General features: G+C 57.6%; 14 protein-coding genes. 10 read left to right on the forward strand and 4 right to left on the reverse strand.

Annotated features, from left to right (window positions below; genetic code table 11):
- Positions 1 to 71: 71 nt before the first annotated feature.
- Positions 72 to 338, reverse strand: coding sequence for an EF-hand domain-containing protein (locus tag PMYSY11_RS09355; RefSeq protein ID WP_150549693.1), 267 nt, complete (start codon positions 336 to 338; stop codon positions 72 to 74).
- 367 nt (positions 339 to 705) lie between these two features.
- Positions 706 to 1,614, reverse strand: coding sequence for a LysR family transcriptional regulator (locus PMYSY11_RS09360; protein ID WP_150548994.1), 909 nt, complete (start codon positions 1,612 to 1,614; stop codon positions 706 to 708).
- 150 nt (positions 1,615 to 1,764) lie between these two features.
- Between PMYSY11_RS09360 and PMYSY11_RS09365 the strand changes: the two genes are divergently transcribed.
- The 6 genes from PMYSY11_RS09365 to PMYSY11_RS09390 all read left to right on the forward strand — a co-directional run bounded on the left by PMYSY11_RS09365 (position 1,765) and on the right by PMYSY11_RS09390 (position 8,385).
- Positions 1,765 to 2,592: an HTD2 family dehydratase gene (locus PMYSY11_RS09365; protein ID WP_150548995.1), complete on the forward strand. Its 828-nt coding sequence runs from the start codon at positions 1,765 to 1,767 to the stop codon at positions 2,590 to 2,592.
- Between the two features lie 28 nt (positions 2,593 to 2,620).
- Positions 2,621 to 3,784 (forward strand): acyl-CoA dehydrogenase family protein, encoded by a 1,164-nt coding sequence (locus PMYSY11_RS09370; protein WP_150549694.1) that lies wholly within the window; start codon positions 2,621 to 2,623, stop codon positions 3,782 to 3,784.
- Between the two features lie 10 nt (positions 3,785 to 3,794).
- A complete protein-coding gene (locus tag PMYSY11_RS09375; RefSeq protein ID WP_150548996.1) occupies positions 3,795 to 5,144 on the forward strand; it encodes an MmgE/PrpD family protein in 1,350 nt (449 codons plus the stop codon).
- 57 nt (positions 5,145 to 5,201) lie between these two features.
- Complete coding sequence (locus tag PMYSY11_RS09380) at positions 5,202 to 6,407, forward strand: CaiB/BaiF CoA transferase family protein (RefSeq protein ID WP_150548997.1); 1,206 nt, start codon at positions 5,202 to 5,204, stop codon at positions 6,405 to 6,407.
- A 33-nt stretch (positions 6,408 to 6,440) separates the two neighbouring features.
- Positions 6,441 to 7,265 carry an HpcH/HpaI aldolase/citrate lyase family protein gene (locus tag PMYSY11_RS09385; RefSeq protein ID WP_150548998.1) on the forward strand — a complete coding sequence of 275 codons (825 nt, stop codon included), beginning with the start codon at positions 6,441 to 6,443 and terminating at the stop codon, positions 7,263 to 7,265.
- Positions 7,266 to 7,380: 115 nt separating this feature from the next.
- Entirely contained in the window at positions 7,381 to 8,385 is a 1,005-nt protein-coding gene (locus PMYSY11_RS09390; RefSeq protein WP_069900428.1) for a TRAP transporter substrate-binding protein, read from the forward strand.
- Positions 8,386 to 8,624: 239 nt separating this feature from the next.
- Here the strand turns inward: PMYSY11_RS09390 and PMYSY11_RS09395 are convergent, their stop codons facing one another.
- Both PMYSY11_RS09395 and PMYSY11_RS09400 read right to left on the reverse strand, forming a co-directional pair.
- A complete protein-coding gene (locus PMYSY11_RS09395) occupies positions 8,625 to 9,557 on the reverse strand; it encodes a hydroxymethylglutaryl-CoA lyase (RefSeq protein ID WP_150548999.1) in 933 nt (310 codons plus the stop codon).
- 9 nt (positions 9,558 to 9,566) lie between these two features.
- Entirely contained in the window at positions 9,567 to 10,769 is a 1,203-nt protein-coding gene (locus tag PMYSY11_RS09400; RefSeq protein WP_150549000.1) for a CaiB/BaiF CoA transferase family protein, read from the reverse strand.
- A 190-nt stretch (positions 10,770 to 10,959) separates the two neighbouring features.
- Between PMYSY11_RS09400 and PMYSY11_RS09405 the strand changes: the two genes are divergently transcribed.
- From PMYSY11_RS09405 to dctM, 4 genes are all read left to right on the forward strand, one after another.
- On the forward strand, positions 10,960 to 11,895 hold the full coding sequence (locus PMYSY11_RS09405; RefSeq protein ID WP_069900425.1) for a LysR family transcriptional regulator: 936 nt from the start codon (positions 10,960 to 10,962) through the stop codon (positions 11,893 to 11,895).
- Between the two features lie 125 nt (positions 11,896 to 12,020).
- Positions 12,021 to 13,028: a DctP family TRAP transporter solute-binding subunit gene (locus PMYSY11_RS09410; protein WP_150549001.1), complete on the forward strand. Its 1,008-nt coding sequence runs from the start codon at positions 12,021 to 12,023 to the stop codon at positions 13,026 to 13,028.
- A gap of 296 nt (positions 13,029 to 13,324) precedes the next feature.
- Entirely contained in the window at positions 13,325 to 13,945 is a 621-nt protein-coding gene (locus tag PMYSY11_RS09415; RefSeq protein WP_197737990.1) for a TRAP transporter small permease, read from the forward strand.
- Positions 13,945 to 15,228, forward strand: coding sequence for a C4-dicarboxylate TRAP transporter large permease protein DctM (gene dctM, locus PMYSY11_RS09420; protein ID WP_150549003.1), 1,284 nt, complete (start codon positions 13,945 to 13,947; stop codon positions 15,226 to 15,228). Before PMYSY11_RS09415 ends, dctM begins: the two co-directional genes overlap by 1 nt.
- Positions 15,229 to 15,384 lie beyond the last annotated feature (156 nt).

Below are 15,384 nucleotides of genomic sequence, written 5' to 3' on the forward strand. Positions count from 1 at the left end.
AGCTAAAACTGCGGCAGTAGCGTCACGCCATATTGGCGCACACTACTGCCGATGCGTGATGTCAGAGCTAATTAAGGGCGACCCTGTGGCTTGGGCATGTTCTGCAGTTCATCAAGCGAGAGAACGCCGTCTTTGTTGCTGTCCACATCGCTGAAGTGCTCGGCCAGCGGGCCCTTTACCTCTGACTGCGACAGCTTGCCGTCACCGTTGGCGTCCATCCGCTCAATCATCGTGGCAGGGTCAGGGCGGCCGCCTCCTTTGTGCTTGGGGCCTGAGCAGCCAGCCACCAGAACGGTCGCAGCGATTGCAAACAGAACAGCCAAAGTAGTGCGTTTCATGAGGTTTCCTAAGTGCGTGAATGAGGAAGCAGAGTGTGCCAGCGGCGGCGCGCACTGGCTGTCAGGGCAGGGTAAATATCTGTAAAGAAGGTGTAAATGCCCGCGCTAGAGCCATTTCTGCGTTGAGCTCGTGCGCGATCTTGGCGAAACACGGCCTCGTTGTAAGACCTTGGTGTAATAGTCAGCCCGGACTGTGCGCCGCACACTCGGCCTACCAGATCTTGCGTGGTCCGGTTGTTGAGTCTGTTTACTGCGAGGTGAGCAGATCATGCGTTTATTCCACTCCCATTTTGGGAGCTCCCAAGCGGTCCATTGGATCGCTTTTTTTTGCCTGGGATTTCACCCGGCAGACTGAGCCGGTTGCCCGCTATTGATCAGATTGAAGTGCCGCAGCCTCTGGGCGCAATGTTGCGACTAGGGCTCTCACGCTGCCCGGTAAGGCTTCGAGATCGCGTACCAGAATACTCCGCTCACGAATGGCCCATGGCTCGTCCAATTCAATGGTTTCGATTTGCATGGTGCGGCTGTGACGCTGCGCGGCGGACTCCGGGATGATGCCGATACCAACACCGGCTTCTACCATGCGGCAAATCGCCTCGAAGCTGGACACCTGTATTCGCAGTGACAATTTCTTGCCGAGCGTTTCGACCTGCTCACGCAGAAAGCTCAGCAGCGTGCTGCCTTCGCGCAAGCCAATGTGCTGATACTCCAGCGTATCGTTGAGGGTGATTTTTTTACGGCCCGCCAGCGGATGCTGCTTAGGAACCGCCAGTAACAGTCGGTCGGTGCTGAAGTGCAATACCTGCAGACCACTTGCAGCAACCGGTCCGGCAATGATGCCCATGTCGGTCGAGCCATCAAGCACGCCGCGCACAATATCGCGGCTGAGCCTTTCCTGCAGATCAATGGTTACGCCAGGTCGCTCTGCCAAAAAGCCTGCGAGGATTTCGGGCAAAAACTCCGTTACCGCGGTGGTGTTGGCGAATATTCGAATATGCCCTGCCGAGTCGGTGCCGTAATCGGCGAACTCAGTTTTCAGATAGTCGACTTGCCGCATGATAAGGCGAGCATGCTGCAGTAGCCGCTGGCCGGCGGGAGTCAGCTCCACACCACGGCTGTCGCGATACAGCAGACGGCTGCCGAGTTGTGCCTCCAGGGCTTTTATTCGGGCACTGGCAGCGGCTGGCGAGAGGAATGCACGGCGGGCACCCTGCGTCAGGCTGGGCGACTCAGCAATATGAATAAACAAGCGCAGGTCGGGTAAATCGAAGTGCATGGAGGCCTCTGGCGATAGTTGCTTTGAGGGGAATTCATCTGGCTATGGCGTTCATCATAGCCGAACGCTGCTTCATTAAAATGCAAATTCACAGTACGCCATCCAGCTTGCATGCTTGAGCTACATCAAGAACGCAGCTGGAAATAACTCATGACTGACGCCGCATTATCTGCCTGGATCGGCCGCACCGAAGAGGTTCACGATCAATTAAGCCGCAATCTGGTTATGCGCATCGCAGCAACTCTGGGCGAGCCGACGCCTGCTCACGGTGAGCCATTGCCGCCACTGTGGCATTGGGCATTTTTTCAGGAGCCGGTTGCAGAGGAAGGCTTAGGCGCGGACGGGCACCCGGCCCGAGGTGGGTTTTTACCGCCTGCCGAGAATCGCAATCGCATGTGGGCAGGCGGACGGATCGACTTTCGTAAGCCTTTGCGCGTGGGGCTTGAAGCCAGCCGCGTCTCGACCATCACCCACATCGAAGAGAAGCACGGCAGCACCGGCGCACTGCTGTTTGTCACGGTTCAGCATGACTACTTGCAAGAGGGTGAGCTGATGATTCGTGAAGAACAGGACATCGTCTATCGCGAGCCAAACCCGGCAAAAACCGCGAGCAGCCAACCCCTGATTGCAGGTCAGTGGCGGGAAGTCGTTACGCCAACACCCACCCTGTTATTTCGCTACAGCGCCGTGACATTCAATGGTCACCGTATTCATTACGACTGGCCCTATGTCACCGAGACGGAAGGTTATGCCGGGCTGGTGGTGCATGGCCCGCTGATCGCAACCCTGACTTTGCGCGCATTTTGCCGGGCCAACCCTGATGTGCAATTGCGCCGCTTCTCTTATCGAGGCTTACGGCCTTTAGTCGCACCGCAGGCGTTTGAGGTGGGCGGGCAAATATCCGCAGCCGGCACCGCTCAACTGTGGGCCGGCAACGAGTCGGGTTTAGCCCAGCGCAGCGAAGTTCACTTTGATTGATAACTCTGGCCAATACGAGATACCGATGATGAATCCTAATAATAACTCTGAATTCAATGCCATCCGTGAAGGTGTACAAGCCTTGTGCGCCGAGTTTGATGCTGCGTACTGGCGCAAGGTTGATGAAGAAAAAGGCTTCCCCGAGGCCTTCGTTAAAGCACTGACGGATGCCGGTTGGTTAGCGGCAATGATTCCAACCGAATACGGCGGCTCAGGGTTGGGTTTAGCAGAAGCGTCGATCATCCTCGAAGAAGTAAACCGCTGCGGGGGCAACTCCGGCACGGTTCACGGGCAGATGTACAACATGTTCACCTTGCTGCGTCATGGCAGCGAGGAGCAGAAAAGCTTCTATCTGCCGAAAATTGCGGCGGGAGAACTGCGCCTGCAATCGATGGCCGTCACCGAACCCACCACGGGCACCGACACCACCAAGATCAAAACCACTGCGGTCAAGCAGGGCGACAAGTATGTGATCAACGGCCAGAAGGTCTGGATCTCGCGTGTGCAGCACTCAGATCTGATGATCATGCTGGCGCGCACCACTGCGCTTGCCGAGGTTAAGCGCAAGTCGGAAGGCATGTCGATTTTCCTGGTAGACCTGCGTGAGGCGATTGGCAACGGTCTGACAGTTCAGCCGATTGCCAACATGGTTAACCATGAAACCAACGAGCTGTTCTTTGACAACCTGGAGCTGCCGGCAAGCAGCTTGATCGGGGAAGAGGGCAAGGGCTTCAAGTACATCCTCGATGGCTTGAATGCTGAGCGCACATTGATCGCTGCCGAATGTATCGGGGATGGCCGTTGGTTCATCGAAAAGGCCAGCCAATATGCCCGTGAACGCGAGGTGTTTGGGCGGCCAATCGGCCAGAACCAAGGTGTGCAGTTCCCGATCGCCGAGGCCCATATTGAGGTTGAAGCGGCGGATCTGATGCGCTGGCGCGCTTGCGAGGAATATGACTCAGGCATCAATGCCGGCGCCAGCGCCAATATGGCGAAATATCTTGCGGCCAAGGCATCTTGGGAAGCCGCCAACGCCTGCATGCAAACCCACGGCGGGTTTGGTTTTGCCTGTGAATACGACATCGAACGCAAGTTCCGCGAGACTCGCTTGTACCAGGTTGCGCCGATCTCAACCAACTTGATTCTGTCGTACGTGTCCGAGCACTTGCTCGACTTGCCGCGTTCATTCTGAGGCCCGGACCATGACTCACACTGAGCAGCTTGCTGGGTTCCTGGCTGATTTGCGTTATGAGCACTTGAGCGATGCCGTGGTGTCGCGCACCCAGGAGTTATTTCTGGACTGGTTGGGTTCGGCGCTTGCCAGTCAGGGCAGTCACCCGATTCCGTTGTTTGAGCGCTATGCCGAACTTATGGGACCGGCAGCCGGTCCAGCCAGAATCATCGTTAATGGCCGCTCTACAAGCGCTTATTTCGCGGCCCTGGTCAACGGCGCGTCTTCGCATTTGGTCGAGCAAGATGATCTGCACAACAGCTCGGTATTGCACCCGGCAACGGTGGTGTTTCCGGCCGCTTTGGCCGCCGCGCAAGACCTGGGTTGCACAGGGCGCGAGTTGTTGCTGGCAGCCGTCGCAGGGTATGAAGCGGGAATTCGCATTGGCGAGTTTCTTGGGCGTTCGCACTACCGGGTTTTCCACACCACGGCCACCGTCGGGACGCTCGCAGCCGCTGTGGCGGTCGGTAAATTGCGTAATTTTGATGCGGCGCAATTTATTAACGTGCTGGGTTCGGCTGGCACGCAGGCGGCTGGTTTGTGGGAGTTCTTGCGTGACGCCGCCGACTCCAAACAACTGCATACCGCCAAGGCCGCAGCGGATGGATTGCTGGCAGCCTACCTAACTGCCGATGGCCTGACCGGCGCGCGCAATATCCTTGAGGGCGAGCAGGGCATGGCTGCCGGCATGTCGAGTGATGCTCAACCGCAAAAATTGTCCGATCGACTCGGCAGCCGCTGGGCGCTGCTTGAAACATCGTTCAAGTTCCACGCCTCCTGCCGCCACACCCATCCGGCAGCCGATGCATTGCTGGGACTGATGCAGCGCGAAGGGCTCAGCCACGAGCACATCGAACGCGTCACCACCCACGTACATCAGGGCGCCATTGATGTGCTGGGGCGCGTAGATGTGCCGCAGAGCGTGCATCAGGCCAAGTTCTCGATGGGCACCGTGTTGGGTTTGATTGCCGTACACGGTAAGGCCGGGCTGCCTGAGTTTGAGCAGTTCGCGCTGAATGATGCGCGTGTAGCGCGTTTTCGCGACAAGGTACAGATGCAGCTGGATGCGCAGGTAGACGCTGCCTATCCGCAGCGCTGGCTGGGCCGGGTTGAGGTGCTCACAGTCGATGGCCGCCGGTTGCAGGGCGCTATCGATGAGCCCAAGGGTGATCCGGGCAATACCTTGTCTCGCCCTGAGCTGGAAGACAAGTTCCGGAGCCTGCTGGCGTTCTCGGGCGCGCTTGAGGGAGCGCCGGTTGATGCGTTGATTTCACAGGTGTGGCAACTGCATCAGCGCCCTGATGTGCACAGCCTTATCTAACCGGATGACGGCGACTGCGCTTCTCTGGCGCTCGCCAACTGACATGAGAGTTATGCAATGAATACATCGAATAACGCGCCACGTCCGTTAGACGGCATCACCGTTGTGAGCCTTGAGCATGCAATTGCCGCCCCGTTTTGTACGCGGCAATTGGCGGATCTGGGGGCTCGGGTTATCAAGGTCGAGCGCCCGCAAACCGGCGATTTTGCGCGCAATTACGACGAGCGCGTAGGTGGCCTGGCCTCGCATTTTGTGTGGACCAATCGCTCCAAAGAAAGCCTGACACTGGACCTGAAACAACAGCGTGCCAGCGAGGTGCTCGAGGCGTTGCTGGCCACGGCCGATGTGCTGGTACAGAACCTCGCGCCAGGCGCTGCGGCGCGTATGGGCTTGTCGTTTGAGGCGTTGCATGAGCGGTTCCCGCAGTTGATCGTGTGTGACATTTCAGGCTATGGCGAAGGCGGCCCGTATGAGCAAAAGAAAGCCTACGACCTGCTGATACAGAGCGAGGGCGGTTTTCTTTCTGTAACCGGGGATGCGGGTGAAGAGCAGATGGCCAAGGCCGGTTGTTCGATTGCCGACATCGCGGCCGGTATGTATGCCTATACCGGTGTGCTGTCGGCGCTGATGCTGCGCGGCAAAACCGGGGTTGGCAGCCGGGTGGATGTGTCGATGTTAGAAAGCCTGGTCGAGTGGATGGGCTATCCCATGTATTACGCCTACGAAGGCGCTGCGCCGCCGCCACGTGCCGGTGCCGCGCACTCAACCATCTACCCGTACGGCCCTTTTCCCGCAGGCGATGGCGGCACTGTGATGCTGGGCTTGCAGAACGAACGTGAGTGGCGGGCGTTTTGCGACAAGGTGCTGTTGCAACCCGAACTGGCGGACGACGCACGATTTTCAGCGAACTTTAAGCGCTCCGAGAACCGCGCTGAATTGCGCGCAATCATTGTTGCAAGCTTCGCGACACTCAGCGCTGAGCAAGTGATTGAGCGGCTCGACAGCGCGCAAATTGCCAATGCCCACGTCAACGACATGGCTGGTGTCTGGCAGCATCCGCAACTCAAGGCCCGGGAGCGCTGGACTCAGGTGGAAAGCCCCGCTGGCCTGTTGCCAGCCTTGCTCCCGCCCGGCCGCAACAACGCCTTCTCGCCACGTATGGATGGCGTGCCTGGGCTCGGCCAACACACCGACAGCGTGCTTGCAGAGCTGGGCCTGAACCCGGCCGTCATTGAACAACTGCGTGAGCAGGGTGCGGTTTGACCTGCGCTTGAGCGATAGAAAGGATAGAAAACCATGAGCCTGCGTACTGTTCGCACAGCCTTATTTGTACCCGCTTCGCGTCCGGAGCGTATTCCCAAAGCGCTTGCGGTTGGCGCTGACGCGGTAATTGTCGACCTTGAAGATGCGGTAGAGGAAAGTCTCAAGGAGCAAGCGCGGGAGAACCTGAGTGCGTTTTTGAGCAGCCAGCCTGATGCACGAGTTCTGGTGCGTATCAATGCGCCGAACCATTGCGCTCATGCGGCGGATCTAGCCCTTTGCGCACGGCATGATGGCGTCATCGGTGTGCTGCTGCCCAAGGTTGAAAGCGCAGACCAAGTTGCTCGTGTGCAGGCGTGCAATAAACCGGTATGGCCGATTATTGAAAGCGCTGCAGGCTTATACGCACTGCCAGAAATCGCCCGTGCACACGGCGTTGAGCGCTTGTCGTTTGGCGGCCTGGATTTGGGACTCGACTTGGGTTTGGACTCTGCAACTGCCGCCGCAGGCAGAATTCTTGATCAGGCGCGATATGCGATTTTATTGCACTCACGCCTTGCGCAGTTGGCGCCACCGCTGGATACCGTGTTTCCGGCCATTAATGACCAAGCAGGCTTGGCTCGCGTTGCTCGCGACGCCAGCGATATGGGCTTTGGTGGCGTGCTGTGCATTCACCCCACGCAAGTGGCGGTAGTGCACCAAGCACTCATGCCGGATGCCGATGCGCTGGCTTGGGCGCAGCGCGTCATGAGTGGCGCAGAGCAGGGCGCGGGTGTGTTTGTGGTCGATGGCCAGATGGTCGATGCACCTGTTCTGGGTCATGCTAGGCGGTTGCTTGAGCGCGCCGGTATCAAAATCTAACCCCTGAAAATTTATCGGGCCCAAGCGTTGCTGGCTTGGGTTCTGTCTCAGCGACTAATCGTATTCGGCGACTGAGACAACGGTTTCTTCCATGACAAAAATAAGAGGCAAGACCATGTATAAATTTCCTGCTAAGGCGCTGCTATGCGCTGTTTCATTGTCGGCATCGGTCGTCATGTCTGGGCTTGCTCAGGCGGCTGACCCGATCATTATCAAATTCTCGCATGTCGTGGCGGACAGTACGCCAAAGGGTCAGGGCGCTTTGCTGTTCAAAAAGCTGGTGGAAGAGCGCCTGCCGGGCAAAGTCCAGGTTCAGGTTTATCCAAACTCGTCCTTGTACGGCGACGGTAAAGAGATGGAGGCGCTCTTATTGGGCGATGTGCAAATGCTGGCGCCATCTCTGGCCAAATTCGAGCAGTACTCCAAGCCCATTCAAATTTTTGATTTACCCTTTCTGTTCGACAACCTGGCTGCCGCCGATCGCTTTCAAAGCAGCCCGGAAGGTAAAGGCCTGCTGAAGTCGATGGAAAGCAAGAACATTACCGGTTTGGCCTATTGGCACAACGGCACCAAGCAACTCTCGGCCAATAAACCTCTACGTGTGCCCGGTGATGCGCGCGGGCTGAAGTTCCGCGTGCAAGCTTCCGCTGTGCTTGAAGAGCAGTTCAAGGCGATCAGAGCCAACCCACGCAAGATGAGTTTTGCTGAGGTTTATCAAGGCCTGCAAACCGGTGTAGTCAACGGCACTGAAAACACTTGGTCCAACTACACCAGTCAGAAGGTCAACGAAGTACAGAAATACATGACTGAATCGGATCACGGTCTGATCGATTACATGGTGATCACCAACACCAAATTCTGGAACGATTTACCTGCTGATATTCGTACCCAGCTCGATGAAATCATGGGGGAAGTGACCGTAGCAGTGAACAAACAAGCCAGTGATTTGAATGAGCGCGCCAAGCAGGAAATTATCGACTCTGGCACCACTGAGGTCATCACCCTGACGCCTGAGCAACGGGCTGAATGGCGAGTGGCGATGAAGCCGGTGTGGCAGAAGTTCGAAGGCCAGATTGGTGCCGACTTGATTCAAGCGGCTGAGGCTTCAAACGGGCAGTAAGGATTTCGCCCAAACATGAAAAAGGCTGGCAGATCACCTCTGCCAGCCTTTTTCATGCGTATGAAACGCAGCGCCCTGATGGTTGTGTGCGTGTTAAATCCGAACTGTAAATCACCCAAGGCGCTAGCACCTGCAAAGGACTGTTGCCCGGCCGGTCATAATTACCGCCTGCACAGTAAACGGCGCGCCAACACGGGCTCGGTTGGCGCTTTGCAGTATTGCGTTCGCAAGTGCCTTACTTAGCTGGCGTTTTCCATCCACTTCGGCTTGGGATAGCGGCGGTCAGACTTTCCGGCTTTGAGGATCGCGCCGGGCACATCGTGGCCCAGTAATTCCGGCAGGGTGGCTGCGGCGGCGAGCAGGGCATCGAGGTCGACGCCGGTGTCGAAGCCCATGCGCTGGAACATGTGCACCAGATCTTCCGTACAAATATTGCCGCTGGCACCTGGCGCGTAGGGGCAGCCGCCGAGGCCGCCAAGCGAGGCGTCGAAGCGGTCTACGCCGGCATTCAGTGCCGCGATTGCGTTGGCCAGGCCCATGCCCCGGGTGTTGTGGAAGTGCAGGGTGAAAACGGTTTCTGGCCAGCGGGTCAATGCTTCCCGGCTGATGCGCTCAACTTGCGCCGGGTCGGCTATGCCGGTGGTGTCGCACAGCGTGACGCCCTGCACGCCGATGTCGGTGAGCTTTTGTATCAGCTCATACACCCGTGACTCGGCAACATCGCCCTCAAACGGGCAGCCGAATGTGGTCGACAGCGAGGCATTGATAAATACGCCGCTGCCACGCGTGACCTCGATGATTTCCTTGAACTGTTGCAAAGACTGCTCGGGCGTCATGCGCAGGTTTGCCAGGCCGTGGGTGTTGCTGGCGGACATGACCAGATTGATTTCATCAACCTGACACGACAGCGCGCGCTCGCAGCCGCGCACGTTGGGCACCAATACCGTGTATTCCACGCCCGGTATGCGTTGAATGCCGCGCATCACTTCTTCTGCGTCACGCAGGTTGGGAATCGCTTTGGGCGAGGTGAATGAGGTGACCTCAACCTTGGCCAGGCCGGTGTGCGAGAGATAATCGATCAGCGCGATCTTGTCTTCGGTGGCAACAAAATTGGGTTCAATCTGGAAGCCATCACGGGTGGCTACATCCTGGATATACAGACGCTTAGTCATCACGATTCCTTAAATAATGCCGCGTTCGCGCAAGCCCTGACGCTGCTCACCGGTCAGGCCCAGGCCTGCCAATACATCATCGGTGTGCTCGCCAAGTGCCGGACCGCCAGTGCCGATGCGGCCCGGTGTGCGGCTTAATTTGGGTAATACGCCAGGGACTTTTAACGGGCCTGCGGCGGTTTGCACGGTCTCGATCATGTTGCGCGCGAGATAGTGTGGGTCGCTGACGATGTCGGCAGCGGTGTATGGGAAACCGGCCGGTACGCGTGCCTCATTGAGTGCATCGAGCACTTGCTGGCGGCTGCGCTGGGAGGTCCATTGGGCAATAGCCTCGTCGATCATGGCGGCGTGTTCGCTGCGTCCGTCGTTATGCTCAAGGCGCGGATCATTGGCGAGGTCGGCACGCTCAATCAGCAGCATCAAGCGCTTGTAGATGCTGTCGCCGTTGCCTGCGATCAGCACATAACTGCCGTCGTTGCACGGGTAGGAGTTGGATGGCGTGATGCCGGGCAGGGCGCTGCCGGCGGGTTCGCGTACATAGCCAAAGGCGTCGTATTCGGGGATCAGGCTTTCCATCATGGCGAACACTGACTCGTACAGCGCCACATCAATGTACTGGCCCAGACCGCTGCGTTGACGCTCTTGCAGGGCCAGCAAAATACCGATAACGCCGTACAGCGATGACAGCGAATCGCCGATGCTGATGCCGACGCGCACTGGCGCTTGCCCCGGATAGCCCGACAAATGCCGCAGCCCGCCCATGGCTTCGCCGATAACGCCAAAGCCGGGCAAGTCGCGGTATGGGCCGGTCTGGCCGTAGCCTGAAATTCGCAGCATGATCAGTTTGGGGTTGATGGCCGAAAGCTGCTCCCAGCCAAGGCCCCAGCCTTCGAGTGCGCCGGGGCGGAAGTTCTCAATCAGAATATCCGCTTCGCTGATCAGTTTGCGCACGATCTCCTGACCTTCCGGCTCTTTAAGGTTGAGCGTGAGCGACTGTTTGTTGCGTGACTGCACGTGCCACCAGAGTGAGGTGCCGTCTTTGATTTTGCGCCACTTGCGCAGTGGGTCGCCGACCTTAGGCGGTTCGATCTTGATCACTTGTGCGCCAAACTCGCCGAGCAGTTTGCTGGCGAATGGGCCGGCGATCAGCTGCCCCATCTCAACCACTTTCAAACCTTGCAGCGCCATCGGACTCACATTCAATTCTGTCATGGGGTGCCTCAACCGAGTTGCCTTATCGTTATGGCTGCAGAATTACTCAGCTCCGGGCTTCGAACAATTGATTAATCAACAAGCCTGACTTCGTATCCCGCGAAGTGCTTTTGTGAGAGCCTTGTCCCGATCAGACCAGCGTGTTTGCCCGCACGCCGTTGTCGAACCACGCAAAAGGAGGGCCGTTGCCATGCGCCGTATCGACTTTGTAACGCTGAAAATCTTTATCGCGATTGCCGATGAGCGCAGCCTGACCAAGGCCGCCGAGCGTGAGCATCTGGCCCTGGCTGCTGTGAGTAAGCGCGTCAGCGACCTCGAAAGCCAGCTGGGTATCACCTTGCTCTATCGACAGCCCAAGGGCGTTGAACTGACGCCCGCCGGGCATGCGCTGCTGCACCATGCGCGCAATGTGATGGACAACATCGAGCAAATGAATGCCGACCTCAGCGAGTTCAGTGACGGGGTCAAAGGGCACGTGCGGATTCACGCCAACACCTCGGCCGTGATTGAGTTCCTGCCCGAAGACTTGAGCACGTTCACTCACTTGCATCCGCAGGTGAAAATCGACCTTGAGGAACGCGTCAGCAGCGAAACCATTCGCGCCGTGCGTGAGGGCCTGACCGACATCGGCATCTTCGCAGGCCACGTGCCGGCCGAGGATTTACAGGTTTTCAGCTATCGCCATGATCAGCTGGTGCTGGTCACACCGCGCGATCATCCACTGGCATCGCGCGGTTGCGTCGCTCTGCGCGATGCGGTCGGTTATGACTTTATTGGCTTGCAGCAAGACGCCTCCCTGCACAGTTTGCTGCAGCACTCGGTGCATCACCTTGGGGTGTCGCTGCGCTTGCGTATTCAGGTGCGCAGCTTTGAGGCGATCTGCAGGATGATCCACACCGGCATGGGCATTGGTGTGTTGCCAGAGATTGCCGTGCGCACCTATTTGCCTGCGCTCAATGTGCAGGTGGTGAACCTCAGTGATGACTGGGCGCGGCGCGAAATGAAGATTGCCGTACGCAGTGTTGATGCGCTCTCAGTCACGGCCAGGCAAATGCTCGAACACCTGAGCAGCAGTGAGGCACGCGCTGGCGAATTGGCTTTGCCTTCGTCAATGCCGAAGGCTTGATTCCTCAAATGCGAATTTCAGTTGTGCTATCGGCGCGTTAGAGTCCAGCCGTCGATGAAGCGCTGAGTTCCTGTTACTGGGTGTTCGCCGTTTCAACGCTCAGACAAAAATAATAGGAGCTCCCCATGAAGTATCCGTCTGTCCGTCGCGCCTTACTCAGTCTTGCCACCGGTATCGCCCTGTTTGGCGCAGTGGCTGCTCAGGCCGCAGACCCAATCCTGATCAAATTTTCCCACATCACTGCTGATAACACGCCGAAAGGCCAAGGCGCGCTGCTGTTCAAGAAGCTCGTCGACGAGCGCCTGTCCGGCAAAGTTGAGGTTCAGGTTTACGCCAACTCTTCGCTGTACGGTGACGGCAAGGAAATGGAAGCGCTGATGCTCAACGAGGTGCAAATGCTCGCGCCGGCGCCGTCCAAGCTTGAGCAGTACACCAAGCAACTGCAGTTGTTCGACATGATGTTCCTGTTCAACGACATGGCAGCAGCGCAACGCTTCCAGAACTCCGACAAGGGCAAGGCAATGCTCAAGTCGATGGAAGACAAAGGCATTACCGGCCTGGCTTTCTGGCTTAACGGCATGCGCCAGCTGACCGCCAATAAACCGCTGATCAAGCCCAGCGATGCGCGTGGTTTGAAGTTCCGCGTACAGCCTTCGGATTTGCAAGCCGCTCAATACAGCGCCTTGCGCGCAGTGCCGCGCAAGATGTCTTTCGCTGAGATTTATCAGGGCCTGCAGACCGGTGTGGTCAACGCTCAAGACAACCCCTGGTCGAATATTTACAGCCAGAAGTTCTTTGAAGTGCAGAAGTACATGATCGAATCCGATCACGCCATCGGCAACTATGTACTGATCACCAATACCAAGTTCTGGAACAGCTTGCCTGCAGATATTCGCAGCCAGCTCGAAGAGATTGTTGCCGAGGTCACCACTGAGGTGAACAAGCAGGCGGCCGACGTTAACGAGAAAGCCAAGCAGGCGATCATTGCTTCCGGCAAGGTCGAGATGATCAAACTGACCCCAGAGCAACGCGATGCGTGGCGTGATGCCGTGCGCCCGGCGTGGAAGAAGTTTGAGGCTAATATCGGCGCTGACGTGATCGAGGCTGCTCAGGCCGCGAACCAGGCGCAATAAACGCACCTTCACGACCGTTGCTGCGGCAGCGGTCGTCTTCCTGTTTACAGGCACCGACACATAGCAGGCTATTGATGGCCCCACGCAGGCTGCTCAATAAGCTGTGTTTATGGTCGGGGCCTGCTTTATTCGCTGCTTGTGCCTGCTTTGCCGGGCCCAAAAACACTCATTAGGCAGTGACGAATCCGGCATTTATCAATGGTGAATGTCGCGGCCTTGAGTGCTGGGTTAGAGTCCCAGCGCTTCCAAGGTTTAAACCAATAACAAGATAATCAGGAGATCGGCCCGTGAGCTTTATGCTGCGTGCATGGAATCATTTTGAGGAAGGCTTTATCGCCTTTCTGTTGGGTGCCATGACTCTGGTCACGTTTACCTACGTGATCCTCAATAACCTCTACACCTTGTTCTACAGCTGGGCAGACCACTGGCAAGGTGCAAGTGAGAGCCTGTTTTCGATTGGCGATCATATTCTCGGCATGGCCCAGGCCATGACCTGGAGCATTGCGCTGACCAAGGCGCTGTTTGCCTGGCTGATCTTTTTTGGTCTGGCTTACGGTGTGCGCACCGCGGGCCATATCGGCGTCGATGCGCTGGTAAAACTGGCGCCGCGGCCCATTCAGCGTTGCATTGGAATCATTGCCTGCATCGCCTGCCTGACTTACGCCGGCATGATCGCAGTCGGCAGCTTTGACTGGGTCGAAGCCTTGTTCACAGCCGGTATTGGTGCAGAAGACCTCGGCCATTACGGCATCAAACAGTGGCATATCGCGGCCATCGTACCGTTTGGCTACGCGATGGTATTTATCCGTTTCTTCGAAATCTTCGTGCGAATTCTGCGTAACGAGCAGACCGGCCTCGGCCTGGCTGATGAAGCCGCCGATGCGCTGAAACTGAAAGAACACGAGGCGCAAAAATAATGACCATTCTGTTCCTGTTTGCCGCGCTGTTCGCGCTGATGTTCATCGGCGTGCCGATTGCGGTTTCGCTGGGCCTCGCCGGCTCGGTGACGATTATGTTGTTCAGCCCGGACTCGGTCCGCTCGCTGGCCATCAAGCTGTTTGAAACGTCCGAACACTACACGCTGCTGGCGATCCCGTTCTTCCTGCTCTCCGGCGCATTCATGACCACCGGCGGCGTGGCCAAGCGCCTGATTGACTTTGCCAACGCCTGCGTCGGCCACATCCGTGGCGGTCTGGCTATTTCGGCCGTTATGGCGTGCATGCTGTTCGCCGCGTTGTCTGGTTCCTCACCGGCGACCGTTGCCGCAGTTGGTTCGATTGCGATCGCCGGCATGGTGCGCTCGGGTTATCCGCAAGCGTTCGGCGCCGGTATCGTCTGTAACGCCGGTACGCTGGGTATTTTGATTCCGCCGTCGATTGTGATGGTGGTCTACGCCGCTGCAACCGAGCAATCGGTCGGCAAGCTGTTCATGGCCGGTGTTATTCCGGGTCTGTTGCTGGGCCTTGCGTTGATGCTGGCGATTTACATTGTCGCGCGCAAAATGAATCTGCCTGCACAGCCGCGCGCCACCGTACGCGAGTTCCTCACGGCTGCGCGCAAAGCCATCTGGGGCTTGCTTTTGATGGTAGTGATTCTCGGCGGGATCTACTCGGGCATGTTCACCCCGACCGAGGCTGCCGCCGTAGCCGCGGTGTACGCAGGCTTTGTCGCGCTGTTTGTCTATAAAGACCTGACCTTCCGCGAATGCCCAAAGGTGCTGCTCGACTCCGGCAAGCTGACCATCATGCTGATGTTCATCATTGCCAACGCCATGCTGTTTGCTCACGTGCTGACCACCGAGCAAATCCCGCAGACCATTACCGCGTGGGTGATCGAAGCCGGCCTGCAGCCGTGGCAGTTCCTGCTGGTGGTGAACATCGTGCTGCTGATAGCCGGGGCGTTCATGGAGCCTTCGGCGATCATCCTGATTCTGGCGCCGATCCTGTTCCCGATTGCGGTGGAGCTGGGCATCGACCCGATCCATCTGGGCATCATCATGGTGGTGAACATGGAGATCGGATTGATAACCCCGCCGGTGGGCCTGAACCTGTTCGTGACCTCGGCGGTGACCGGTATGCCGCTGACTCAGGTTATCCGCGCTGCCTGGCCGTGGCTGATGCTGCTGCTCGGCTTCCTGATGGTGATCACCTACATCCCGGCTGTTTCAATGGCGCTGCCAAACTGGCTGGGCATGAATTGACCCATTGAGTAGCCACTTGCGCAAATGACAACGCGGGCAGGCTAAACCATGCCCGCGTTGTCATTTTTGCTTGTGCGATTGGCGCGCCCTGCGTTACAAAAATTTTCTGATGGTTAAACCTCTGGCGCGACCATGGTCTAAGTCCGTTAAGACCAT

It is taken from the genome of Pseudomonas marincola (genome assembly GCF_900682675.2).
Taxonomy (GTDB): domain Bacteria; phylum Pseudomonadota; class Gammaproteobacteria; order Pseudomonadales; family Pseudomonadaceae; genus Aquipseudomonas; species Aquipseudomonas marincola.

What these genes read in the sequence shown, in the direction of transcription:
- PMYSY11_RS09355 (WP_150549693.1), bottom strand. Translation starts at nt 338, where the DNA reads ATGAAACGCACTACTTTGGCTGTTCTGTTTGCAATCGCTGCGACCGTT.
- PMYSY11_RS09360 (WP_150548994.1), bottom strand. Translation starts at nt 1,614, where the DNA reads ATGCACTTCGATTTACCCGACCTGCGCTTGTTTATTCATATTGCTGAG.
- PMYSY11_RS09365 (WP_150548995.1), top strand. Translation starts at nt 1,765, where the DNA reads ATGACTGACGCCGCATTATCTGCCTGGATCGGCCGCACCGAAGAGGTT.
- PMYSY11_RS09370 (WP_150549694.1), top strand. Translation starts at nt 2,621, where the DNA reads ATGAATCCTAATAATAACTCTGAATTCAATGCCATCCGTGAAGGTGTA.
- PMYSY11_RS09375 (WP_150548996.1), top strand. Translation starts at nt 3,795, where the DNA reads ATGACTCACACTGAGCAGCTTGCTGGGTTCCTGGCTGATTTGCGTTAT.
- PMYSY11_RS09380 (WP_150548997.1), top strand. Translation starts at nt 5,202, where the DNA reads ATGAATACATCGAATAACGCGCCACGTCCGTTAGACGGCATCACCGTT.
- PMYSY11_RS09385 (WP_150548998.1), top strand. Translation starts at nt 6,441, where the DNA reads ATGAGCCTGCGTACTGTTCGCACAGCCTTATTTGTACCCGCTTCGCGT.
- PMYSY11_RS09390 (WP_069900428.1), top strand. Translation starts at nt 7,381, where the DNA reads ATGTATAAATTTCCTGCTAAGGCGCTGCTATGCGCTGTTTCATTGTCG.
- PMYSY11_RS09395 (WP_150548999.1), bottom strand. Translation starts at nt 9,557, where the DNA reads ATGACTAAGCGTCTGTATATCCAGGATGTAGCCACCCGTGATGGCTTC.
- PMYSY11_RS09400 (WP_150549000.1), bottom strand. Translation starts at nt 10,769, where the DNA reads ATGACAGAATTGAATGTGAGTCCGATGGCGCTGCAAGGTTTGAAAGTG.
- PMYSY11_RS09405 (WP_069900425.1), top strand. Translation starts at nt 10,960, where the DNA reads ATGCGCCGTATCGACTTTGTAACGCTGAAAATCTTTATCGCGATTGCC.
- PMYSY11_RS09410 (WP_150549001.1), top strand. Translation starts at nt 12,021, where the DNA reads ATGAAGTATCCGTCTGTCCGTCGCGCCTTACTCAGTCTTGCCACCGGT.
- PMYSY11_RS09415 (WP_197737990.1), top strand. Translation starts at nt 13,325, where the DNA reads ATGCTGCGTGCATGGAATCATTTTGAGGAAGGCTTTATCGCCTTTCTG.
- dctM (WP_150549003.1), top strand. Translation starts at nt 13,945, where the DNA reads ATGACCATTCTGTTCCTGTTTGCCGCGCTGTTCGCGCTGATGTTCATC.